Origin of the sequence: Demequina pelophila (genome assembly GCF_000971175.1) — a bacterium.
Taxonomy (GTDB): domain Bacteria; phylum Actinomycetota; class Actinomycetes; order Actinomycetales; family Demequinaceae; genus Demequina; species Demequina pelophila.
In genome coordinates this window covers 348,616-370,524 of the sequence record NZ_BBLY01000004.1, presented here as the reverse complement: position 1 = coordinate 370,524, position 21,909 = coordinate 348,616, and the positions used below count along the sequence as shown (strand labels likewise).

The 21,909-nt window shown below is 70.8% G+C and carries 20 protein-coding genes; 6 read left to right on the top strand and 14 right to left on the bottom strand.

The genetic code is table 11. The features are described 5' to 3' along the window. The first annotated feature begins 4 nt into the window (after positions 1 to 4). Complete coding sequence (locus tag AOM03_RS07425; RefSeq protein ID WP_062379875.1) at positions 5 to 541, top strand: CGNR zinc finger domain-containing protein; 537 nt, start codon at positions 5 to 7, stop codon at positions 539 to 541. A 4-nt stretch (positions 542 to 545) separates the two neighbouring features. Here AOM03_RS07425 and AOM03_RS07420 read toward each other — a convergent pair whose 3' ends face one another. Next, entirely contained in the window at positions 546 to 1,985 is a 1,440-nt protein-coding gene (locus AOM03_RS07420; RefSeq protein ID WP_062379873.1) for a helix-turn-helix domain-containing protein, read from the bottom strand. Between the two features lie 151 nt (positions 1,986 to 2,136). On the opposite strand from AOM03_RS07420, the gene AOM03_RS07415 reads away from it, so the two are divergent. Continuing rightward, positions 2,137 to 3,972, top strand: a complete 1,836-nt coding sequence (locus AOM03_RS07415; RefSeq protein ID WP_062379871.1) for a phosphoenolpyruvate carboxykinase (GTP) — start codon at positions 2,137 to 2,139, stop codon at positions 3,970 to 3,972. Between the two features lie 124 nt (positions 3,973 to 4,096). Here AOM03_RS07415 and AOM03_RS07410 read toward each other — a convergent pair whose 3' ends face one another. Then, positions 4,097 to 4,822, bottom strand: a complete 726-nt coding sequence (locus AOM03_RS07410) for an aquaporin (RefSeq protein ID WP_156157672.1) — start codon at positions 4,820 to 4,822, stop codon at positions 4,097 to 4,099. Between the two features lie 83 nt (positions 4,823 to 4,905). Between AOM03_RS07410 and AOM03_RS07405 the strand changes: the two genes are divergently transcribed. Continuing rightward, positions 4,906 to 5,322: an iron chaperone gene (locus AOM03_RS07405; RefSeq protein ID WP_369345446.1), complete on the top strand. Its 417-nt coding sequence runs from the start codon at positions 4,906 to 4,908 to the stop codon at positions 5,320 to 5,322. 145 nt (positions 5,323 to 5,467) lie between these two features. Further along, complete coding sequence (locus tag AOM03_RS07400; RefSeq protein ID WP_062380167.1) at positions 5,468 to 6,100, top strand: GTP pyrophosphokinase; 633 nt, start codon at positions 5,468 to 5,470, stop codon at positions 6,098 to 6,100. A 15-nt stretch (positions 6,101 to 6,115) separates the two neighbouring features. On the opposite strand, the gene AOM03_RS07395 is transcribed toward AOM03_RS07400, so the two are convergent. From AOM03_RS07395 to AOM03_RS07370, 6 genes are all read right to left on the bottom strand, one after another. Further along, positions 6,116 to 6,949 (bottom strand): class I SAM-dependent methyltransferase, encoded by an 834-nt coding sequence (locus AOM03_RS07395; RefSeq protein ID WP_227589925.1) that lies wholly within the window; start codon positions 6,947 to 6,949, stop codon positions 6,116 to 6,118. Between the two features lie 64 nt (positions 6,950 to 7,013). Beyond that, a complete protein-coding gene (locus tag AOM03_RS07390) occupies positions 7,014 to 7,376 on the bottom strand; it encodes a zinc ribbon domain-containing protein YjdM (protein WP_062379867.1) in 363 nt (120 codons plus the stop codon). Between the two features lie 137 nt (positions 7,377 to 7,513). After that, positions 7,514 to 8,860, bottom strand: coding sequence for a M16 family metallopeptidase (locus AOM03_RS07385; protein WP_062379865.1), 1,347 nt, complete (start codon positions 8,858 to 8,860; stop codon positions 7,514 to 7,516). Position 8,861: 1 nt separating this feature from the next. Next, entirely contained in the window at positions 8,862 to 10,175 is a 1,314-nt protein-coding gene (locus AOM03_RS07380) for a M16 family metallopeptidase (protein WP_062379862.1), read from the bottom strand. Next, positions 10,168 to 11,952 carry an ABC transporter ATP-binding protein gene (locus AOM03_RS07375; RefSeq protein ID WP_062379860.1) on the bottom strand — a complete coding sequence of 595 codons (1,785 nt, stop codon included), beginning with the start codon at positions 11,950 to 11,952 and terminating at the stop codon, positions 10,168 to 10,170. Before AOM03_RS07375 ends, AOM03_RS07380 begins: the two co-directional genes overlap by 8 nt. Further along, positions 11,949 to 13,673, bottom strand: a complete 1,725-nt coding sequence (locus AOM03_RS07370; RefSeq protein WP_062379858.1) for an ABC transporter ATP-binding protein — start codon at positions 13,671 to 13,673, stop codon at positions 11,949 to 11,951. Before AOM03_RS07370 ends, AOM03_RS07375 begins: the two co-directional genes overlap by 4 nt. 392 nt (positions 13,674 to 14,065) lie before the next feature. Between AOM03_RS07370 and AOM03_RS07365 the strand changes: the two genes are divergently transcribed. Together AOM03_RS07365 and AOM03_RS07360 are read left to right on the top strand one after the other, a co-directional pair. Continuing rightward, complete coding sequence (locus AOM03_RS07365) at positions 14,066 to 14,971, top strand: pseudouridine synthase (protein ID WP_062379856.1); 906 nt, start codon at positions 14,066 to 14,068, stop codon at positions 14,969 to 14,971. Between the two features lie 311 nt (positions 14,972 to 15,282). Beyond that, positions 15,283 to 15,585 carry a hypothetical protein gene (locus AOM03_RS07360; RefSeq protein WP_062379854.1) on the top strand — a complete coding sequence of 101 codons (303 nt, stop codon included), beginning with the start codon at positions 15,283 to 15,285 and terminating at the stop codon, positions 15,583 to 15,585. A 28-nt stretch (positions 15,586 to 15,613) separates the two neighbouring features. Here AOM03_RS07360 and AOM03_RS07355 read toward each other — a convergent pair whose 3' ends face one another. The 6 genes from AOM03_RS07355 to AOM03_RS07330 form a co-directional block, all read right to left on the bottom strand. After that, entirely contained in the window at positions 15,614 to 15,964 is a 351-nt protein-coding gene (locus AOM03_RS07355; RefSeq protein ID WP_062379852.1) for a HepT-like ribonuclease domain-containing protein, read from the bottom strand. Further along, a complete protein-coding gene (locus AOM03_RS07350) occupies positions 15,961 to 16,290 on the bottom strand; it encodes a nucleotidyltransferase family protein (RefSeq protein ID WP_062379849.1) in 330 nt (109 codons plus the stop codon). The genes AOM03_RS07355 and AOM03_RS07350 overlap by 4 nt, the downstream gene beginning before the upstream one ends. Before the next feature lie 113 nt (positions 16,291 to 16,403). Next, positions 16,404 to 17,489 (bottom strand): redox-regulated ATPase YchF, encoded by a 1,086-nt coding sequence (gene ychF / locus AOM03_RS07345; RefSeq protein ID WP_062379847.1) that lies wholly within the window; start codon positions 17,487 to 17,489, stop codon positions 16,404 to 16,406. A 151-nt stretch (positions 17,490 to 17,640) separates the two neighbouring features. Then, positions 17,641 to 19,359: an ABC transporter ATP-binding protein gene (locus AOM03_RS07340; RefSeq protein WP_062379845.1), complete on the bottom strand. Its 1,719-nt coding sequence runs from the start codon at positions 19,357 to 19,359 to the stop codon at positions 17,641 to 17,643. Further along, positions 19,359 to 20,327, bottom strand: coding sequence for an ABC transporter permease (locus AOM03_RS07335; protein WP_062379843.1), 969 nt, complete (start codon positions 20,325 to 20,327; stop codon positions 19,359 to 19,361). The genes AOM03_RS07340 and AOM03_RS07335 overlap by 1 nt, the downstream gene beginning before the upstream one ends. Positions 20,328 to 20,376: 49 nt before the next feature. Then, positions 20,377 to 21,894: an ABC transporter permease gene (locus tag AOM03_RS07330; RefSeq protein ID WP_062379841.1), complete on the bottom strand. Its 1,518-nt coding sequence runs from the start codon at positions 21,892 to 21,894 to the stop codon at positions 20,377 to 20,379. Between the last annotated feature and the right edge of the window lie 15 nt (positions 21,895 to 21,909).

Genomic DNA, 21,909 nt, shown 5'->3' with positions numbered 1-21,909 from the left:
CAAAATGAGTTTTGCCAGTGACACCGTCGAGGCGCTGGAGTCCGGCGTGTTCCTCGCCAACTCGGAGCTCGAGCCGGACACGCTGGAGACGTTCGAGGATCTGACGGAGTTCTACGCGCGCTTCGAGTTCTCGGGCCGGCCGCCCGGCGAGGGCGACCTCGAGCGGGTGCGTGCGATCCGGACGCCGCTGCGCCGGCTCTTCAGCGCCACGCGGGACGAGGCGGTTCCGCTGGTCAACGCGATCCTCGCGGAGCAGCACGCCCTCCCCCGGCTGGTGCGCCACGACGGCCGCGACTGGCACATCCACGGCACGAGCGACGACGCCCCGCTGCACGCGCGCATCCTGGTCGAGACAGCGATGGCGATGATCGACGTGATCCGCGCGGACGAGATGACCCGGCTGGACCGCTGCGCCATGGACGACTGCGAGGGCGTGGTGCTCGACATGTCCCGCAACCGGTCGCGCAAGTACTGCTCCCCGACGTGCACCAACCGCGCGGCGGTGCACGCCTACCGGGCGCGCCAGGCCGCGGAGGACTAGCCGCTCACTCCTCGCCGTCGGCGGCGTGGGAGTCGAGGAACGCGTACAGCTCGCGGTCATCGACCCCCGGATACGTGCCCTGCGGCAGGGGCGAGAAGATGTGCGCGTGGACGCGGGCGCTCGCCCACGCCCTCCCCCGCCACCGCTGCGACGCCTCCTCGTCGGGCCGGCGGCAGCAGCTCAGGTCCGGGCAGCGCGACTGCGCGCGGTTGGTGGTGTCGCGCCCGCGGAACCACTTGGACTCCCGGTACGGCACGCCCAGCGTGATGGAGAACTCCTCGGACTCGGCGACGCCCGTCTGGGTGGCCTCGAAGAACGTGCCCGCCGGGGTGTCGGTGTACTGGTAGTACTCGGTGGTGCGGGTGGTCCGGGCGAACGCGCGCCGCGCGCTCCACTCGCGGCACACCACCTGACCCTCCGTGGCACGCGTGGCGTCCACCGGGAGCGGCAGGCCGTCGTTCTCGTAGGCGCGCACCACGGTGCCGTCGCCGGCGACGCGCAGGAAGTGCAGCGTCATGTCCAGGTGCGTGGTCGCGAGGTTGGTGAAGCGCAGCGCGGCCGCCTCGTGGGTGACGCCAAACGCGTCCCGGAAGTCCTCGATCGCGATGTCACGATCGCGCTTGGCCCGCTCGAGGAACGCGACGGCCGCGTCCGTCGGCATGAGGCACGCCGCGGCGTAGTAGCTCGCGTCCTGGCGCTGCGCGAGGAAGTCGGCGTAGTCGCGCGGCTCGCCGTGGCCCAGGCGCACGTGCGCCATGGCCTGGAGCGCGAGCGAGCGCAGCCCGTGCCCGCCGGGGATCGAGGCCGGGGGGATGTAGATGCGGCCGCTCTCGAGGTCGAGCACGCAGCGGGCCGAGTGCGGGAGGTCGTCGACGTGGACGATGGACAGCCCCAGCCGCTCGCCCATGAGCGTGACCGTGCGGTGGGTGAGCGCGCCGCCCTCGTGCCCCGCGGCGGCCACGTCCTCGCTCGCGAGCGCCTCGATCTCGGGCAGGTGGTTGTCGCGCTTCTGCATGCGCATGCGCTGGCGGGTGTTGGCGCGGCGCGCCTCCTCCGGCGTCGCGATCGCGAGCCGCGCGCGCCGGTCGAGCTCGCGGTGCAGGCCCACCAGCGCGGCCAGCACGTCGTCGGACAGCGCCCGGCCGGCGCGGAGCTCGGGCAGCCCCAGCTCGCGGTACGCGGCGCTCGCCTGGGCCTTCTCGAGCTCGATCTCCAGGGCGGCCCGCGGGCTCGGGGGCGTCGCGTCGAGCAGGTCCCCCACGCCCACGCCCAGCCGCTCGGCCAGCGCGCTCAGCAGCGTGAGGCGGGGCTCCCGGTGGCCGTTCTCGATGAGCGAGAGCTGGCTCTGGGCGACGTCGAGGTCGCGCCCCAGCTGCTCGAGGGTGAGCCCGGCCTCGAGCCGGAAGTGGCGCACGCGGCGCCCGAGCGTGGCGAGATCCGGCATGGCTTCACCCTACGGAAAGAATCGCCAAACTTCACGCGAAAGACCCGCGCAATCCCCGCATCGTCCCCTCTAGCGTCGAAACCAGGCGGTCCCTTCCCGAACCGCCGCCCTCTCCAGAGCAGCAGAAGTCCCCAACCATCAGGGAGCAGCGATGACCATCACCGAGCACGAGCCCCGCACCGTGAACACCCCCGCCGACGCCGACCCCCGCGTGGTCGCGTGGGTCGACAAGCTGGTCGCCCACGCGCAGCCGGACGAGGTGGTCTGGTGCGACGGCTCCCCCGCGGAGCGCCGCGGCCTCATCGCCGGCATGGTCGACGCGGGCACGCTGCTCCCGCTGAACGACAAGAAGCGCCCCAACTCCTACCTGGCGCGCTCGAACCCGGACGACGTGGCACGCGTCGAGGGGCGGACGTTCATCTGCTCGGCCAAGGAGGAGGACGCCGGCCCCACGAACAACTGGGTGCCGCCGTCGCAGATGCGCGAGACGCTCGACGGGCTGTTCCGCGGCGCGATGCGCGGCCGCACCATGTACGTGATGCCGTTCGCGATGGGCCCCGTGGGCGGACCGCTCACCCGCTACGGCGTCCAGGTCACGGACTCCCCCTACGTGGTGCTGTCGACCGGCACCATGACCCGCATGGGATCGGCGGCGCTCGCGCAGATCGGCCCCGAGACCGAGTGGGTCAAGTGCGCGCACACCGTGGGCGCGCCGCTCCAGCCGGGCGAGCAGGACGTCGTGTGGCCGTGCAACCGCATCAAGTACATCACCCACTTCCCCGAGACCCGCGAGATCTGGTCGTACGGCTCCGCGTACGGCGGCAACGCGATCCTCGCGAAGAAGGCGTTCGCGCTGCGCATCGCCTCCGTGATCGGCCAGGACGAGGGCTGGCTGGCCGCACACATGCTGCTGCTCAAGGTGACCAGCCCGCGCGGCGAGGTCCGGCACATCGCCGCCGGCTTCCCCAGTGCGTGCGGCAAGACCAACTTCGCGATGCTCCAGCCCACGCTGCCCGGTTGGAAGGTCGAGACCCTGGGCGACGACATCTCCTGGATCGCGCCCGGCCCCGACGGCCGCCTGCGCGCCATCAACCCCGAGGCCGGCTTCTTCGGCGTCGCCCCCGGCACCGGCCGCGACACCAACCCGGTCGCGATGGACACCATGGAGCGCGACACCATCTTCACCAACGTGGCGCTCACCGACGACGGTGACGTGTGGTGGGAGGGCCAGACGCCCGAGCCGCCGGCGCACCTGATCGACTGGCGCGGCCGCGACTGGACGCCGGACTCCGACGAGCCGGCCGCGCACCCCAACGCCCGCTTCACCGTCTCCGCGGCGCAGTGCCCCACCATCTCCGACGACTGGGAGGACACGGACGGGGTGGTGGTCGACGCGATCATCTTCGGCGGCCGCCGCGCCACCAACGTGCCGCTCGTCGCACAGGCCCGCAGCTGGCAGCACGGCGTGTTCATGGGCGCGACGCTCGCCTCCGAGCGCACCGCCGCGGCCGAGGGCACCGTGGGCGAACTGCGTCGCGACCCCTTCGCGATGCTCCCGTTCGCCGGCCTCCACATGGCCGACCACTGGCGCAAGTGGCTCGACGTGGGCGCCGCGGCGGAGGCCGCCGGCGGGGCCCCGAAGATCTTCCAGGTCAACTGGTTCCGCAAGGGCTCGGACGGCAAGTTCATCTGGCCCGGCTTCGGCGAGAACATCCACGTCCTCAAGTGGATCCTCGAGCGCCTCGACGGCCAGGGCGAGACCCAGGACGGCCCGTTCGGGTACACGCCCGCGGAGGGCGCGATCGACCACGACCGCGCCGGGGTCGACGACGCGGCGTGGGCCGAGCTGTTCGCGCTCGACAAGGCGTCGCTCGAGGCGGAGGCCGCCGACGCGGAGGCCTTCCTGCGCGGCTACGGCGCCAAGGTGCCGGTCCCGGTCAAGGCGCAGCTCGCGCAGATGAAGGAGCGGATCGCGGAGCTCGACTGACGAGCTCGCACAGTCCCTGAGGGGGGACGATGCGGGGGCGGGCCGGGAGGCCCGTCCCCGCGTTGTCGTGTGCGGCAGGGGCGTCCCGTCGCGGCCGGATGCGCGCCCTACCGGGACCCGCGCCCTACGGGCGCGCGCCGTCCCCGGCCGGCGCATCGTCCCCCGCCGCGACGAGCGCGCGCTGGCGCTCCGGGTAGAGGACCCGCACCAGCACGACGGCGATCGCGCCGCCCAGGAGCTGCATGGCGATGAACATCGCGACGTTCGCGGGCGCGATGCCCGCGAACGTGTCGGAGAACATGCGCGCGATGGTGACGGCCGGGTTGGCGAAGCTGGTGCTCGAGGTGAACCAGTACGCGGCGGTGATGTAGCCGCCCACGGCGAAGGCGACGGTGCGGGAGCGGTCCGCGCGCACCGAGCCGAAGATGATGAGGACCAGGCCCAGCGTCGCGATCACCTCCGCGATCCACAGCCCGGTGCCGGCGCGCTCCTTGGTGGACAGGGTGACCGCGTCGAGGTCGAACATGAGGTTCGCGAGCATGACGCCGACCGTGCCGCCCACGACCTGCGCGGCGATGAGCACCGCCGCGTCGAGCGTGCGAATGAGGCCCAGCGCGCGCTCCACCAGGGTCACCACGGGGTTGAACGCCGCGGACACGGGCTGGAGCGCGAGGATGAGCGCGACGAGCGCGGCGCCGGTGGCGACGGAGTTCTGGAGCAACTGGAGGCCCACGTCGTCGGGCGACAGGCGGGTGGCCATGATGCCGGAGCCCACGACGGCCATGAGCAGGAAGGCGGTGCCCACCAGCTCGGCGACGACCTTGCGGGCGAGGTGCGGAGTGCTCTGCATGCCGCCCATCGTGCCAGGGGCGGGGATAGCGTGGGAACGATGCACGTCCCCCCCGGGGGGCGTCCGCACGGAAGGAGCACGGCGTGAGCGACACGGCGGGATGGACCAAGGAGGAGCGCGCGGCCATGCGCGAGCGGGCGCGCGAGGCGAAGCGGGCCCAGGGCGCCCAGGCGGACGCGGAGGCGTGCGCGGAGAAGATCGCGGAGATGGAGCCCGCGGACCGCGAGCTCGCGCGGCGGGTGCACGACCTGGTCACCTCGACGGCTCCCGAGCTGGCGCCCAAGACCTGGTACGGCATGCCCGCCTACGCCAAGGACGGCAAGGTGGTGTGCTTCTTCCAGTCGGGCGCGAAGTTCTCCTCGCGCTACGCGACCTTCGGGTTCCAGGACGTGGCCGCCCTCGACGACGGCGCGATGTGGGCCACGTCCTTCGCCCTCGTCGAGGTGACCGACGAGGTCGCGGCGCGGATCGTCGACCTGGTGACGCGGGCGGTCACGTGAGGGGGACCGATGCGCGGGCGGCGGGCACCGACGGCCCGCCCTGTTCGTTGGCCCCAGAGCAACCGACGGAGGCTCCGTGACCCACCCGCTCCCGCCCGTGCCCGTGCCGGGCGCGGCGAACCCCGCCCCTGCATCGTCCCCCGTCATGGCGCCCACGTCGCGGCAGCTCCTCGAGCTGCGCGACGGCTTCCAGCGTTTCCTGCTCGAGTACGAGTTCGGGCTGCGCGAGATCGAGACCAAGATCTCGATCCTGTCCGACGAGTTCCAGCACATGCACGACTACAACCCGATCGAGCACGTCAACAGCCGGGTGAAGTCGTTCGACTCGATCGCGGCGAAGGTGCGCCGCAAGGGCCTGGACGGCGGCTTCGCGACCGTCCGCCGCCACATCCACGACATCGCGGGCGTGCGCATCACGTGCGCCTTCACCGCGGACGTCTACCGGCTGTTCGACCTGCTCACCGCGCAGGACGACGTCACGGTGGTGCGCGTCAAGGACTACATCGCGCGCCCCAAGCCCAGCGGCTACCAGAGCCTGCACGCGGTGGTGACGGTGCCGGTGTTCCTGTCCTCGGGCACGGTGCACGTGCCCGTCGAGCTGCAGTTCCGCACCGTCGCGATGGACTTCTGGGCCTCGCTCGAGCACAAGATCTACTACAAGTACGACCAGGCCGTGCCGGCGCGGCTCACGGCCGAGCTCACCGAGGCGGCCGGCCTCGCCGCCGAACTCGACGCGCGGATGGAGCGGCTGCACCGCGAGATCCACGACGCGGACTGAGGCGGGCGGGGCGGCTCAAGCGTCGTCGGGAGCGGGCGCGCCCGCCGCGTCCTCGCTCGCATCCGCCGCGTCCGCCGCGTCCGCCGCGTCCGCCGCGCCCGCCGCGTCCGCCGTGTCCTCGCTCGCGCCCGGCGTCCTCGCACGGAACGCGAATGTCGCGTACGGCATGGTCGCGGTCGCATCCCCGGTCAGGCCGATGCTCGCGAACAGCTGCTCGAGCGCGAGGTCCACGTCGTGCGCCGCCTCGTCCCGCGCCGAGAAGTAGGTGCTGCGCGAGTGCACGAGCGCCCGCACCTCCGCCGCGGTGACCTCCGCCTTCCACGTGGTCTCGTAGGCCTCGAGCTCGCCGAACGGCGCGCCCACGCGGGGCCCAGGCCCGTCGAGCAGCCGCTCCGCGTGCGAGTAGCCGATGATCCGGGTGAGCGCCTCGACCCACGGCGAGTACTCGTCGCGGATGTTCCAGATCATGCCCAGCGTGCCGCCGGGCCTGAGCACCCGCGCGATCTCCGCGCTCGCGGCCTCGACGTCGACCCAGTGCCAGGCCTGCCCCATCACCACGGCGGCCACGGAGCCGTCCGCGAAGGGCAGCGACTCGGCGGACCCGCGCACCGTCATGACGCCGGGCGCGTGGATCTCGAGCGTCGCGAGCATGACGGGGTCGGGGTCGACGGCGATGACCCGATGATGCTGGTGCAGCAGCGCGATGGTGAGCTTGCCGGTGCCCGCGCCCACGTCGAGCACCTGCCCCTCGACGCCCTCGAGCATCCACGCCACCGCATCGGCCGGATAGTCGGGCCGGCCGCGCGCGTACTCCGCCGCGACGCGGCCGAAGGAGGTGCCCGAGGTCACGCCTCCAGCGTAGTGAGCGGACGGGCGACGCGACAGGGGCGCCGGCCCGCGCATCGTCCCCCGGTCAGGACTTCTTGACCACCGAGGACTTGAGCTGCATGGCCCCGAAGCCGGGCACGGTGCAGTCGATGTCGTGGTCGCCCACGCCGTCGACCAGGCGGATGCCGCGGACCTTGGTGCCCACCTTGATGGGCGCGGACGATCCCTTGACCTTGAGGTCCTTGATCACGGTGACCGTGTCGCCGTCGGCGAGGACGTTGCCCACGGCGTCCTTGATGACGCGCGGCGCGTCCGCGTCCGCCTCTCCCCCGGCGGCCGGCGCCTGGGCGGACCACTCGTGGCCGCACATGGGGCACACGAGCAGCGCGCCCATCTCGTAGGCGTACTCTTCGGCGCACTCGGGGCAGGGGGGCAGGCTGTCGCTCATAGTTCGCACCCTAACCCCGGGACGCCCGGGACCGGGGCCGATGCACGGGCCGGGTCCGTATGCGACGGGGCCCGGGCGCCGGGAACAGTGGCGTTCCGGCGCCCGGGCCCCGGGCGTTCGTGCGTGCGCGAGAGGGGTCAGCGCACCTCGTCGACCGTTACGCCGGCGGCCTCGAGCTGCGGCAGGCAGGTCTCCGCGTCGCCCACCAGCACGAGCGACATGCGCTCGGGGATGATCGCGGCGAAGTGCTCCCGGATGGACTCCGGGGTGGACGCCATGTACTGCTCGACCTGGCGCGCCGACCAGTCGCCGCCCAGGCCGCGCATGAGCGCGCCCGCCGTGTCGCGCGCGATCGCGGCCGGGTCCTGGTTGCGGATGGGCAGGCTGGCCACCTTGGACTCGACCGCGCGGCGGTGCTCGTCGGCGGTGGGGCCCTCGGCCCGGAAGTCGGCGATGATGCGCAGCAGGTCGGCGATCGCCGGGCCCGTGCTCTTCGCCTCGACGTTGCCCATGACGGCGAACGCGCCGCGGTCCTTGCCCATGTTGCCGTACGCGCTCAGGCCGTAGGTGTAGCCCTTCTGGTCGCGCAGCTCGGAGTTGATGCGCGACTCGAGGCCCTGGCCCAGGATCTTCGCCGCCAGGCTCAGCGACCCGTTGCGCGGGTCCGAGGCCGGCACGGTGGGCGTGGCCAGCTTGAGGGTGGTCTGCGGGCGACCGGGCATGTCCACGAAGACGAGGCGGCCGGGCTCGCGCAGCTCGGCGGGCTCGCCGTCCTCGTCCGCGGGGCGTCCCTCGCGCGCGAACCACGCGGCCAGGCTCCCCTCGAGCAGCGCCTGGAACTCCTCCGTGGACAGCGGGCCCGAGGAGACGACGGTCAGCGCCTGCGGGCGCAGCAGCGTCTCGAAGCGCTCGACGATGTCCTCGCGCGTGATGCGCGCGATCTCCGCCTCGGTGCCCTCGCCCGGCCGGGACTGGCGCTCGTGCTCGGCGAACAGCACCGAGTTCAGCGTCTCCTCCGCGACGGTCGAGGGGGTCGACCGCGATTCCTTGCGCTCGGCGATCACGTTCGCGCGGACGCGCTCGAGGTCCGTCTCGGAGAAGCGGGGCTCGAGCAGCACGCGGGCGAGCAGGGCGAGCGCCCCCTCCACGCGCGCCATCGGCACGTTGAGGCCGATGCCGGCGCCGCGCATGCCGCCGGAGAGCTGCATCTGCAGGCCCTGGCGCGCGCACTCGGTGGCGAACTGCTGGGCGTCGAGGCCCACCGGGCCCTCGTTCCACAGCCGGCCCATGAGCGAGGTGACTCCCTCGATCGCGCGGGGCTCGGCGTCGCGGGGCTGACGGAAGTTCATGAAGACGTGCAGCATGGTGCCCTCGGACTCGAGGTGGCGGCCGCGCGTGCCGGCGGACGTCACCCACTCCTCCAGGACGGGCACGGACCACGGGGTGAACTCGGGGAGCTCGGGCTTGGGCGCGAGAACGGTCATGTCAGTTGCTCCCCTCGACCGCGGCGGCGGCCCTGTCTGCGGACTTCCCCGCCGTCGCGGCGGACTCCGCCGGGTTCCAGTCGATGACGATCGCGGACTCGGGTCGCAGCCACTCGCCCACGGCCGCGGCGACCTGCTCGGGCGTCACGGCGCGCAGCCGGTCGACCGCGCGATCGGCGGCGGTCGCGTCGCCGAACGCGAGGTGCGCATCGGACAGGGCCGCGGCGCGTTCGCCCACGTCGGTGGTGGAGCGCGCCTCGGCGCGCTCGATCAGCGCGCCGGCGATCTCGAACTCGACCTCGTCGGGTCCGGACTCGGCGAGGCGCGTGAGCTCCTCCGTCACGATCGCGCGTACCTCGGGCCGCGCGCTCTCGTCCTTGAGGAAGATCCCGCCCCACTGGAAGCCGTTGCCCAGCATGCGCTCGGACATGGGCTGCACGCGCAGCGCGAGGCCGGTGTCGCGGACCAGGCGCGACTGGAGTCGGCTCGCGCCGCCCCACAGCGTCGCGAACGCGATGTCGAGCGCGGGCACCGCGTCGTCGACGATCGAGGGCGTGCGCCACATGTAGTACGTGGCGGGGTTGGGCACCGTGTCCGTGACCGCGAGGGTGGGGACGTTCGCGAGCGGCGGCAGGGTGTCGATCACCAGCGGCTCGGGCTTGGGCGCACCGACGATGCCGCCGAAGTACTCCTGCGCGAGCGCGAAGCCCTCCTCGACGCGGACGTCGCCCACGAGGGTGAGCACCGCGTTGGCGGGCGTGTAGTAGCGGCGGAAGAACGCGACCATGTCCTCGACGGTGCTGGCCTCGAGGTCCTCCATGAGGCCGATGGGGCCGATGCGGTAGGGGTGCCCCACCGGGAACAGTTCCTCGAGCGCACGCTCGAAGATGCCGCCGTAGGGGCGCGCGTAGCGCTGCTTCGCCTCGTTGCGCACCACGTCGATCTGGGTGCGCAGCGCCTCCGCGTTGATTCCCTCGGCGAGGGTCGCGACGCGGTCCGCCTCGAGCCACAGCGCGCGGCGCAGGGCCCGCGTGGGGATGGTCTCGAAGTAGCGGGTGCGCGCCAGGCCGGTGCTCGCGTTGACCACGCCGCCCACCGAGTTGATGGTGCTCATGTGCTCGCCCGACGGCACGTTCTTGGAGCCGTAGAACATGAGGTGCTCGAAGAGGTGGGCGACGCCGCGCTGGCCGTCGACCTCGTGCTTGGAGCCGATGTCGAAGGTGAGGTCGACGGTGACGACGGGAACCGTGGGACGGTCCTCGACGATCACGGTCATCCCGTTGTCGAGCCGGCGGATGTTCGATGCGTCAATCACGGCGCATGCCCTCCTGGTTGGCGGTCGGGTGGGTGGTGGAGGCGGCGGTCACCAGGGATCGGTAGGTGGCCGATGCGGCGAGCAGGTCGCCGTGGGTGCCGACGGCCTCGACGGTGCCGTCGTTCATGACGACGATCTGGTCGGCGTCGCGGACGGTCTCGAGGTGGTGCGAGGTCATGACGACCGTGCGGCCGTCGAAGACCTCGCGCAGGTTGGCCGCGACGCGCTCGTGGGTGACCGCATCGAGGGCGCTGGCGGCCTCGTCGAGCAGCAGGTACTGCGGGCGGGTCGCCACCGCGCGGGCGATGGCCACGCGCTGGCGCTGACCGCCGGAGAGGCCGGCGCCGTCGGGGCCGATGGCGCGGCCATAGCCGTCGGGGTGACGGTCCACGAACTCGTCCACGGCGGCCGTCTTCGCGGCCTCGCGCAGCTCCTCGTCGCCCATCTCGAGGTCGCCGAAGCGGATGGTGTCCGCGATGGTGCCGGACAGCATCGCCGAGTCCTGCGGGACCAGGGCAGTGCCCTCGCGCCAGGAGTCGAGCGAGTAGCGCCGGGCGGGCTCGTGGTCCAGGAGCAGCTCGCCGCTCGTGGGCGCGAGGCTGCGGTCGAGCACGCGCAGGAGCGTGGACTTGCCGCTGCCGCGGGGGCCCACGATCGCGGTGACCGAGCCGGCCGGGAAGTCCAGCGAGACGTCGTGCAGCACCGGGCAGCCGCCGCGCTCCAGGCGGACGTCGCGCAGGTGGATGTCGCGGGGCGACTCGGGGATGGCGTCGCCCTCGGCCGACTGCTCGTCGGGGAGGTTGAGGACCACGGCGAGCTTCTCGGTGGCGCCCTGGACGTCCTTGACCTCGGCATAGCTGGAGATCGAGGTCATGATCGCCGCGGTGAGCACGCCCGCGATCTCGACGCCGAGCGCGATGCCCTCGACTCCCATCTCCCCATCGCGCACCAGCTGGGCGCCCACCAGGTAGACGATGAGCGCCGCGATGGTGGTGATGGTGGAGTTGGAGATGGACCCGACGAACGTGCGCAGGGTGGCCCACATCTCCGCGCGGAAGAGCGTGTCGTTGGGCACGGTGCCCTCGGCCTCGTGCTCCGCGTTGAGGCCCAGCGGCTTGAGCACGCGCACGCGCTGGAGGCGGTTGGCGAAGTAGCTGGTCGCCAGTCCGTACGCGTCCTGGTGACGGCGGCCCACGAGCTGCGAGAGCCAGCCGCGGAACCACGTGACCGCCAGGGTCAGCGGGATGAGAGTGAGGAACCACAGCGCGAGGGTGACGTTCTGGCCGGTCGCGATGGCGACCACGGCGGCCCCGATCGAGTACAGGCCCGTGACCAGGTTGATGACCTCGCCGGGAATCTGCGAGATGCCGGACGTGTCGTTGGTCACGCGCGAGACCTGCTCGCGCTTGTCGAACGCCTCGAGGTCCTCGATGGAGGCGCTCGAGAGCTTGCGCCATGCGACGCCCTGCGCCGAGCGCTGGACCTTGGCCCCCATGAAGACCATCGCGATGGCGGCGCCGGTGCTGACGAGGATGGGGATGAAGATGACGGCGACGTACAGCCAGACGAAGTTGTCGCCCAGGATGTCACCCATGCGGACCTTCGCCTTGACGGAGGCCGCGAAGATGGTGACGGGGACAACCGCGAGCGAGGCTCCGGTGCCGATCAGGAAGAGCATCCAGGGGAAGCGCACCAGGCGGAAGATACGGAAGAAGCGCTTCCAGGCGCCCTTGCGCGGGGGACGCGCGGTACGCGCGGCCGGAGTCAGCGTGGTCATGCGTGGTCTCCCTCGACAAGGCTGCGGACGTAGGGGTTGGTCTGCGCGAGGTCGCGGACGGCGCCCGCGGCGGTGACGCGGCCCTCCTCGACGACGACCACCGCATCGGCCACCGCCACGGCGGCCGGCGTGTGCGCCACGATCAGCACCGTGGCGTCGCTCGCGACCTCGCGCACCGCGGTCATCGCGCGCTGCGCGGCGACCGGGTCGAGGCTCGCGGTGGGCTCGTCGAGCAGGAGCACCGGGTGCGGCTCGAGGAGCATGCGGGTGAGCAGCAGGTGCTGCTGCTGCCCGGGCGAGAGCTGCACCCCGGTGTCGCCCACGACCGTGTCGAGGCCGTCGGGCAGGTTCGCCAGGAGGTCGGGGCCGCAGACGCGGTCCATCATGGCCGAGAGCTCGTCGTCGCCGACGGTCGAGCGCAGGCCGTAGAGCAGGTTCTCGCGGACCGTGCCCTCGAGCGCGGTCGCGCCCTGGGGCACGCTGCCCGTGCCGCGCCGGTACTCCTCGAGGCGGTACTGGGAGACCTCGACGCCGTCGACGGTCAGCTCGCCGGCGGTCGGGACGTACAGGCGCTGCGCGAGCGCGATGAGCGTCGACTTGCCGCCGCCGCTGGGGCCCACGATCGCGGTGCACGTGCCCGGGCGGAAGGTGTGGGTGAGGCCGCGCAGCGCGGGGTTGTCGCCGTAGGCGAAGTGCACGTCGGAGAAGGCGACCTCGGGGGCGGCCGTCACCGGGGCCACGTCGCCGCCGGTCTCGATCTCCGTCTCGAAGATGGCGCCCAGGCGGGCGGTGCCACCCTGGACGGACTTGGCGCCCACCCACAGGCTCAGCACGGGCGAGCCCGCGGCCTGGATCACGGAGGAGAGCATCCAGTACGACACCCAGCCCTGGACGTCCATGGAGTCGGCGCCCACGAGGCTGATACCGAGGATCAGGACCGGCAGGTCCATGGCGAGAGATCCGAGGGTCTTGATCGGCGTCATGGCGGTGATGCCGAAGCCCATCCGGGTGTTGGCCTTGTAGAGCTTGTCGAGCGCGCCGTTGACGCGCTCGGTCTCGCGGTCCATCGCAGAGAAGGACTTGATGAGCGGGATGTTCACCAGGCGCTCGGCGAGCGACACGGTGGTGCGTGCACCCTCGGTGGTGAGGTTGCGGCTGAAGACGTACATGAGGCGGCCGAACGCCCACCCGATGAACCACTGGATGGGGAGGCCCGCGACGGCCACCCAGATCAGGATGGGGTCGAGGTTGGCGGCCATGAGCCTCTGCCCCGCCATCGACACGGCCATGATGATGGTGGTGGCGGTCACCAGGGTCTGGACCAGCCAGCCGCCGATGTTGGCGACGTCGTTGGTGAGGCGCGACAGCAGCTCGGTGGGCGGCGTCCTGTCAAACGACGACAGCGGCAGGCGCAGCATGTGCTTCCACAGCGAGGTGCGCAGGTTCCGGTTGGTGACGGCCGTGAGGTAGTCGGTGAGGACCCCGCTGACGAGCATCAGCAGCGTCGCCGCGAGCGTGAGCTCGATGAACAGGGTCACGTTCTCGACGCTCACGTCGCCGGTCAGCAGCTGGCTGGCCGGCTCGGTGGCGCTCACCGAGAACCTGGTCATCCAGTAGATGACGCCGACGGCGACGAGGATCCGGAGCCACGGGGCGCGCGAGCGGCGCACCAGCAGGAAGAAGCGGCTCCAGCCGCGCTTCTGCGTGACCTCGGGGACCACCGTGGTGTCCTCGGGGACGGGTCCGGTGGTGGGGGCACCGCGTCCGCGGCGCCGCTCTTCGCGGGTTTGGCTCGAGGAGCCGGTTGCTCGACCCTGCACACATACCTCCATGAGGCGCCTCATCAGCGCACCTGAGTTCACGACGGAGAGGCACCGCGCCTCTTGCCGGGAGACGATGCACCGCCTGGGCGGTGCTCGTACGCTCGGACCGGCGTCGCGCCCCAGGGGGACACAGCGGCGAACGTTGCCGAACAACGTAACACTTGCATCCAGCCAAAATCCGGGCCCTTGTACTCTCCCAAGGAACTGGCGGTGGCCTGCCCGGGCCGCCTCGCATCGTCCCTCCGTACGATGCTTTCCGTGACCCGCTCCGCCTGCCCCGCATCGGCCTGATGGCGCGCCGCTCGCCTCTGCCGCAGCGCGACGGGCTCGACGCGTCCTGGGTGCGCACGCCGTCGCCCGTGCGCGGCGAGGCGCCGCCGTGGGAAACGATGCGGGAGTTCCTGGTGGAGCGGCTGCCGGCGCACGCCGAGGTCGTCGCGCGGCTGGCGGCCGGCGAGTTCGTGGACGATGCGGGCCGGGCGCTCACCGGCGACGAGGCGTACCGGCCCGCGACGTTCGTGTGGTTCCACCGGCCGCTCCCGGCCGAGGTGCCCGTGCCGTTCCCGATGCCGGTGCTCGACCGCACCGACAACCTGGTCGTCGTCGACAAGCCGCACTTCCTCGCGACGACGCCCCGCGGCGCGCACGTGCGGGAGACGGCGCTGGTGAGGCTGCGGCTGGCCTTGGGCCTGCCGGACCTGGCGCCCGCGCATCGTCTGGACCGGCTCACCGCGGGGGTGCTGGTGTTCACCACGCACCGCGCGTGCCGCGGCGCCTACGCTGGGGTCTTCCAGGGCGGAGGCGCGTCCAAGACCTACGAGGCGATCGGGCGGTTCGATCCTTCGCTGTCGTTTCCGCTGCGGCTCGTGGGCCGCATCGAGAAGCCCCGCGGGAGCCTGCAGGCGGTCCAGGTGCCGGGGCCGGCGAATGCCGAGACCCTGGTCGAGGTGGTCGAGGTGCGCGGCGGGTTCGCTCGGTACCGGCTCTCCCCCGTGACCGGAAAGACGCATCAGCTGCGCCTGCAGATGGCCGATGCGGGGCTGGCCCTGGTGGGCGACCCGCTCTATCCGGTGGTGCGGGAGGTGGCGGCGGACGACTTCTCGACGCCGCTGCAGCTCGTGGCGCGGCGGCTGCGGTTCACGGATCCGCTGGACGGGGTCGAGCGGGACTGGGTCAGCGGGCGCGAAGTCGTGTAGCCGTCGCCCCCCCTGACCCGCCGCGACCATCCCGGGCGGCGTCGGGCCGCTGTCCGCCCGCGTCCCACGGCCGTGGTGGCAGATCTCGGCACGAACCGGCGCCGAGACGTGCGCAGATCTACCGCGACGCCCGCGGCGAGCCGCCACGACGGCCCGCGCGGCCGAGCGCGTCGTCTCTAGACGTTGAAGCGGAACTCCACCGCGTTCCGTAGCCGAATAACCTCTTGCTGTCCACGGGGTCGTACTGCTTGACTGGACAGCAAGCGGTTGTTGTATCAGCTTTCCGTTCCACCTGTGCGAGGGGGCAGAGGATGATTCTCGGGATGCTGTTGATGGGATTCTTCGTGATGGCGCTCCTGCCGCCACGATGGCAGTTCTTCCTCACCGTTGCGATCGCAGGCGGGCTCCTGTGGGTCTCGACCTTCTTCATCCCGGAGATCAAAGACACGGGAACGCTGACCTACTGGCAGCTCATACCTTCAGCATTCGGGATCGGTGCCGCCAACGCAGCCGTTGGAGCGGCCGCCGGTTGGATCACCGGGTGGGCCGTGCGATGGGTCTTCAGCAAGATCTTCGTCGCGGTGCGCAGCAGGCGCGTGAGGATCAGCGGATAGCGCCGGAAGGACCCGCGAACGCAGCGACCTACGGCATGTCCTCGCCGGACTCGACATGCTGGCGCACGGCGTCAGCGAGCGGCGGAAGATAGTTCTCCACCACGTCCCGGATCACGTCGATGTCGACGCCGAAGTACTGGTGAACAAGGATGTTGCGGAACCCGCGGATCTGCGGCCAGGCGATCTCGGGGTGCGCCTCGACAACCTCGGAGGTCAGGTGGTTTGCGGCCTCACCGATGATCTGCAGGTTGCGTTCGATCGCGTCCTCAGCCATGTCGATGACGTCGGAATCGCCACCATCAAGAACAGCGACATACCGACGGCACCGCTCGACCGCGTCAAGGATGTCCTCGATTCGCTGCTCGACGCTGCGACTCACAGAGCGACCGCATCCTCGATGGCCGACTGCGAGACCTGCCGCTTGAGCAACTGCGCCGGGAAGACGTCGATGTCGTCACGACCAAACAGCGCCCTGACCTCCTCCATCAGCCCCGAAGCCCGCATGAGAAGGTTGCCATCGGAGGGGTCCATCTCCACAAGGATGTCGATGTCACTGTCCTCGTGAGCCGTGCCTCGAGCGACAGAACCGAACAGTCGCGGACGAGTCGCCGCATACTTTGCCAGAAGCACGTCGAACTCCTGCCGACGCGCGTCGATGAGATCGCGGAGCGCAAGGCTCTCAGGAGTCACATCGGTGGCAGACATAGCCCCAGGATAGAGGGCGTCTCTCCGCGGGTCGAGGATGGAGAGACGTCAGCCGACCTTCAGCTACCAGGGTTTGCGGACGCCCTATCGAGCCGCCAGATGTAGGACGGCGGCTACACGTTGAACCTGAACTCCACGACGTCGCCGTCGACCATGACGTAGTCCTTGCCCTCCATGCGCACCTTGCCGGCGGACTTCGCCTCGTTCACGGAGCCGTACTCCATGAGGTCGTGGAAGGAGACCACCTCGGCCTTGATGAAGCCGCGCTCGAAGTCGGTGTGGATGACGCCCGCGGCCTGCGGCGCGGTCCAGCCCTTGTGGATGGTCCACGCGCGCGCCTCCTTGGGGCCCGCGGTGAGGTACGTCTGCAGGCCCAGGGTGTCGAAGCCCACGCGCGCGAGCTGGTCGAGGCCCGACTCGGCCTGGCCGGCCTCCTCGAGCATCTCGCGGGCCTCGTCCTCGCTCAGGTCCACCAGCTCGGACTCGAACTTGGCGTCGAGGAACACGGCCTTGGCGGGCGCGACGGCGGACTCGAGCTGCGCGCGCAGGTCCTCGTTCGCGAGGCCGTCCTCGTCGAGGTTGAACACGTAGATGAAGGGCTTCGCGGTGAGCAGGTTGAGCTCGCTCAGCTCCGCGAGGTCGAGTCCCTCGATGGGCGCATCGGCGCTCAGCGTCTTGCCGCCCTCGAGGATCTCCTTGGCGGCCTGCACCGCGGCCAGGTAGGCCGGCGACGCCTTCTTGGCGCGCACCTCCTTCTCGAGGCGCGGGATCACCTTCTCGATGGTCTGCAGGTCCGCGAGGATCAGCTCGGTGGTGATGGTCTCGATGTCGTTCGCCGCGTCGACCTTGCCGTCGACGTGGATGACGTCCGGGTCCTCGAACGCGCGGGTCACCTGGCAGATCGCGTCCGCCTCGCGGATGTTCGCGAGGAACGCGTTGCCCAGGCCCTCGCCCTCGGACGCGCCCTTGACGATGCCGGCGATGTCCACGAAGGACACGGTCGCGGGCACCAGGCGCTCGGAGCCGAACACCTCGGCGAGCCTCCCGAGCCGCTCGTCCGGCAGCGGCACCACGCCCACGTTGGGCTCGATCGTCGCGAACGGGTAGTTCGCCGCGAGCACCTCCGCGCGGGTCAGGGCGTTGAACAGGGTCGACTTGCCGACGTTGGGGAGACCGACGATTCCGATAGTGAGAGCCACGGGGAGACAGTCTAGCCGCGGACGGTCCCGGGGCCTGCGGAGGGACGATGCACGGGGCCGGGCCCGTGCATCGTCCCCAGCCCGTGCATCGTCCCGGGAAAGACGAAGGGGCCGGCGGGGTCTCCCCCGCCGGCCCCTCGCGAAAGGCGCGTCAGTCCTGGTCGACGTGGAGGCCGTGGCCCTCCTCGCCCACCTCCTTCATGAACGCGTAGCGCGCGTGGCGGCGTGCGAGCTGCTCCTCCGGGTTGGGCACGGGCGCGGCCATGAGCAGGCGGCGCGTGTACTCCTCCTGGGGGTTGGCGAGCACCTGCTGGCGCTCGCCCTGCTCGACGATGCGCCCGTCCTTGAGGACCACGACGCGGTCCGCGAGCGTGTCGATGACCGCGAGGTCGTGGCTGACGAACAGGCAGCCGAACTCGTAGCGGTCCTGCAGGGCCGTGAACATGTCGAGCACGGAGGCCTGGACGGACACGTCGAGCGCGGAGGTCGGCTCGTCCGCGACCAGCAGCTCCGGGTCGAGCGACAGCGCGCGGGCGATGCTCACGCGCTGGCGCTGGCCGCCGGACAGCTCGTGCGGGTAGCGGTTGGCCACGGAGCGGGGCAGCTCGACGGCGTCGAGCAGCTCGGCGACCTTCTCGCGGCGCGAGGCCCGGTCGCCCACTTTGTGGACCTCCATGGGCTCCGCGATGCAGTCACCCACGGGAAGGCGCGGGTTGAGCGAGCTCGCGGGGTCCTGGAACACCACGCCGATGCGCTTGCGGAGCTCCTTGAGGTCCTTGCGCTTCATCTGGGTGATGTCCTGGCCCAGGATGCGGATCGCGCCCGACTCGGCCGGGATGAGCCCCAGCGCGGTGCGCGCGATGGTCGACTTGCCCGAGCCGGACTCGCCCACCAGGCCCACGATCTCGCCGTGGTTGACGTGGAGGGAGACCTCCTTGACCGCGCGGAAGGACGGCTTGCCCACCTGGTGGTACTCGACCACCAGGTCCTTCACCTCGAGCGCCGGCGGGCCGTCGCCGGCCTTGACCGGCGGGGTCGCGCCGCGGCGGCCCAGGTGGGGCACGGCGGCGAGCAGGCGCTTGGTGTAGTCGTGCTGGGGGTTGTTGAGCACGTCGTGGGCGGTGCCCTGCTCGACCAGGTCGCCGCGGAACATCACGGCGACGCGGTCCGCCATGTCCGCCACCACGCCCATGTTGTGGGTGATGAGCAGGATGCCGGTGTTGAGCTTGTCCTTGAGGTCGCGCAGCAGGTCGAGGATCTCGGCCTGGACGGTGACGTCGAGGGCCGTGGTCGGCTCGTCCGCGATGATGACCTTGGGGTCGCAGGAGATCGCCATGGCGATGACCACGCGCTGACGCATGCCGCCCGAGAACTCGTGCGGGTACTGGTACAGGCGGCGCTCCGGCTCGGGGATGCCGACCATGCGCAGGAGCTCGATGGCGCGCTCGTCCGCCTCCTTGCCGTACGCGATGCCGTGGAGCTCGAGCGCCTCGGTCATCTGCGTGCGGATGGTGAGCACGGGGTTGAGCGCGGTCATGGGCTCCTGGAACACCATGGCCACGTCGTTGCCGCGCATGCGGCGCAGGCCCTTGTCGCCCAGGTCGCCCACGTTCTGGCCGGCGACGGAGATGTCGCCCTTGATGGTCGCGTTGCCGGGCAGCAGGCCCAGCGCGGAGGTCGAGGTCACGGACTTGCCGGACCCGGACTCGCCCACCAGCGCGAGCACCTCGCCGGGGCGCACGTCGATGGAGATCCCCTTGACGGCGTGGACGGTGCCGAACTCGGTACCGAACTTGATGTCGAGGTTGTCGAACGAGAGCACCGGCTCGCCGGCGGCGGGCTGCTGCGTCGTCTCAGGCGTCGCGGTCATCAGGCACCGTCCTTCTTCTGACGCGGGTCGAACGCGTCGCGCAGGCCGTCACCGATGAAGTTGACGCACAGCGCGATCGCGAGGATGAAGATGCCGGGGAACCAGAACAGCCACGGGCGCGTGGTGAACGCCGTCTGGTACTGGCTGATGAGCGAGCCGAGCGACACGTCCGGCGCCTGGACACCGAAGCCCAGGTAGCTGAGCGCGGTCTCGAGCAGGATGGCCGATGCGATGGCGAACGTGGTCGACACGATGATGACGCCCACGGTGTTCGGCAGGATGTGGCGGAAGATGATGCGCCACGGGCCGGTGCCGATCGCACGCGCCGCGGAGACGAACTCGCGCTCGCGCAGGGACAGCACCTCGCCGCGGACCAGTCGTGCGAGCGACGTCCAGGTGACGAGCGCGAGCACCAGCGCCAGGACGACGATGCCGCCGCCGGAGGCGATCTGACCGAGCACGGCCGCGAGGACCAGCAGCGGGATGATGATGAACAGATCCGTCATGCGCATCAGGAGCGTCTCGACCCAGCCGCGGAAGTAGCCCGCGATGGCGCCGATGATCGTGCCGATGATGGTCGACACGATGCCCACGATGAACGCGATGGTGAGCGAGATCTGGGTGCCGCGCATCACCAGCGCGAAGTAGTCGCGGCCGGTGGTGTCCTGGCCGAACGGGTGCTCGCCCAGGCCGGTCCAGCTGATGGTGGGACGGCCGCCGTCGAGGACCGCGCCGGTGGTGGAGAAGCTCTTGCCCCACCAGCCCGGAATGGGTCCGAAGCCGATCGACGTGAACGCGACGAGCGTGATCAGGGCGAGGATGACGACCGCGATGATCGCGCCCTTGTGGTGGAAGAAGCGGCGGCGGACCAGCTGGCCCTGGCTGTAGGACTTCTCCTCGAGCGCCGGCTCGACCGACGTGGCAGCGGGCGTGCCCGGCTGCTGGTCCTCGGGACGAGGATCGCTCATGACTGGCTCCGATCTGCGGACGGGGTGGGAATCGTGGTGCTCATGCTCCCTACCTCCTGATCCGGGGGTCGAGGAACGCGTACGCGATGTCCGCGATCATGTTCATCACGATCGCCGCGATGGCCGTGACGAGGAAGAACGCCATGACCGGCGCCGGGTCCACGTTGTTGAGGCCGGACTTGAACAGCTCGCCCATGCCCTTCCAGCCGAACACCGTCTCCGTGATGACCGCGCCGGAGATGAGGCCGGCGAAGTTGAAGGCGACGATGGTGGTGATGGGGATGAGCGCGTTGCGGAACGCGTGCTTGACGATGACGGTGCGCTCGCCCAGGCCCTTCGACCGGGCGGTGCGCACGTAGTCCTGGTTGAGCGTCTCGAGCATCGAGGCGCGGGTGTAGCGCTGGTAGCTCGCGACCGACACGAGGGTGAGCAGCGCGGTGGGCAGCAGCAGCTGCGTGCCCCAGTCGAGCGTGGTCTCCCAGAAGTCGCCCGGGAAGTTGGGCGTCTGCGAGCCGATGGTCGAGATGGGGCGCGGCTTGAGCTGGAGGAAGCCCGCCCACGCGTAGACCAGGTGGTCGAGGAAGGTCATGGCGGCCATGAAGGTCGCGGTGACGGCGGACAGCGCCATCGCGGTGCCCTTCGAGTACCCGCCCCAGAGCCGGCCGATGAGGAGGCCGATCACAAGCGAGGAGACGAAGAGGCCGGCCAGCAGGAGCCAGTTGGGCTCGTCGAGCAGCGGCGCGACGGCGAAGTACACGACGATGCCGACGCCGACCGTGGTGAGGGTCGAGTAGAGCACGCGGCGGTTGCCCAGGCCCGTGATGAGGGCGACCAGGCCCACGGCGAAGCCGAGCGACACGAGGGCGACCAGGCCGACGCCCAGCGCCGGGTTGCGCCACCAGCCCACCGCGGTGAAGTACATGAGCGCGGCGACCACGAACACGCCCGTGATCGCGCCGGTGAGGAGCCTGCGCTTCCAGTCGCCACCCATGATCGAGGACAGGATGACGGCGAGCACGAGGCCGGTGACGATCGCCTGCAACAGGGATATCTGTGGGTCGGCGATCCAGTCGTTGAAGCGGATCGCGCCGAACTCCTTGAGCAGCACCGCGGCCCAGAAGACGGGCAGCGAGAAGAACAGGAAGCTGATGAACGTGACCACGTAGTCGAAGCCGGAGTACTGGCGGATCGCGGTGATGATTCCGATGATCACGCCGACGATGATCGCGGCGAACGTCGCGATCGTCACCAGACGCAGCGTGGAGCCGGCGGCCTGCGCGAGCAGCGCCGTCACGTCGGATCCCGCGCGGTCGGTGCCGAGGTCGCACTTGCCGATGAGGCAGCCGGCGGCGCCGCTCAGCCACGTGAAGTAACGGACGTACCACGGCTGATCGAGGCCCATGTTGGTGATGCGCGACTGCATCAGCTGGTCACGATTCGACGCCGTCGACTCGCGGAGATCCTCGAGCGGGTCGCCGGAGTTGATCGTAAGGACGAACATCAGCAGCGAACCGACCAGCAGGATCAGGCTCGAGACCGCCAGTCGTCTAAGGACAAACCTGGTCATGAAGAGACTTTCTGT

Excerpts from the sequence above, each read along its gene's own strand:
- AOM03_RS07425 (WP_062379875.1), top strand. The coding sequence starts at position 5 with ATGAGTTTTGCCAGTGACACCGTCGAGGCGCTGGAGTCCGGCGTGTTC.
- AOM03_RS07420 (WP_062379873.1), bottom strand. The coding sequence starts at position 1,985 with ATGCCGGATCTCGCCACGCTCGGGCGCCGCGTGCGCCACTTCCGGCTC.
- AOM03_RS07415 (WP_062379871.1), top strand. The coding sequence starts at position 2,137 with ATGACCATCACCGAGCACGAGCCCCGCACCGTGAACACCCCCGCCGAC.
- AOM03_RS07410 (WP_156157672.1), bottom strand. The coding sequence starts at position 4,822 with ATGCAGAGCACTCCGCACCTCGCCCGCAAGGTCGTCGCCGAGCTGGTG.
- AOM03_RS07400 (WP_062380167.1), top strand. The coding sequence starts at position 5,468 with ATGGCGCCCACGTCGCGGCAGCTCCTCGAGCTGCGCGACGGCTTCCAG.
- AOM03_RS07390 (WP_062379867.1), bottom strand. The coding sequence starts at position 7,376 with ATGAGCGACAGCCTGCCCCCCTGCCCCGAGTGCGCCGAAGAGTACGCC.
- AOM03_RS07385 (WP_062379865.1), bottom strand. The coding sequence starts at position 8,860 with ATGACCGTTCTCGCGCCCAAGCCCGAGCTCCCCGAGTTCACCCCGTGG.
- AOM03_RS07375 (WP_062379860.1), bottom strand. The coding sequence starts at position 11,952 with ATGACCACGCTGACTCCGGCCGCGCGTACCGCGCGTCCCCCGCGCAAG.
- AOM03_RS07365 (WP_062379856.1), top strand. The coding sequence starts at position 14,066 with ATGGCGCGCCGCTCGCCTCTGCCGCAGCGCGACGGGCTCGACGCGTCC.
- AOM03_RS07360 (WP_062379854.1), top strand. The coding sequence starts at position 15,283 with ATGATTCTCGGGATGCTGTTGATGGGATTCTTCGTGATGGCGCTCCTG.
- AOM03_RS07350 (WP_062379849.1), bottom strand. The coding sequence starts at position 16,290 with ATGTCTGCCACCGATGTGACTCCTGAGAGCCTTGCGCTCCGCGATCTC.
- AOM03_RS07340 (WP_062379845.1), bottom strand. The coding sequence starts at position 19,359 with ATGACCGCGACGCCTGAGACGACGCAGCAGCCCGCCGCCGGCGAGCCG.
- AOM03_RS07335 (WP_062379843.1), bottom strand. The coding sequence starts at position 20,327 with ATGAGCGATCCTCGTCCCGAGGACCAGCAGCCGGGCACGCCCGCTGCC.
- AOM03_RS07330 (WP_062379841.1), bottom strand. The coding sequence starts at position 21,894 with ATGACCAGGTTTGTCCTTAGACGACTGGCGGTCTCGAGCCTGATCCTG.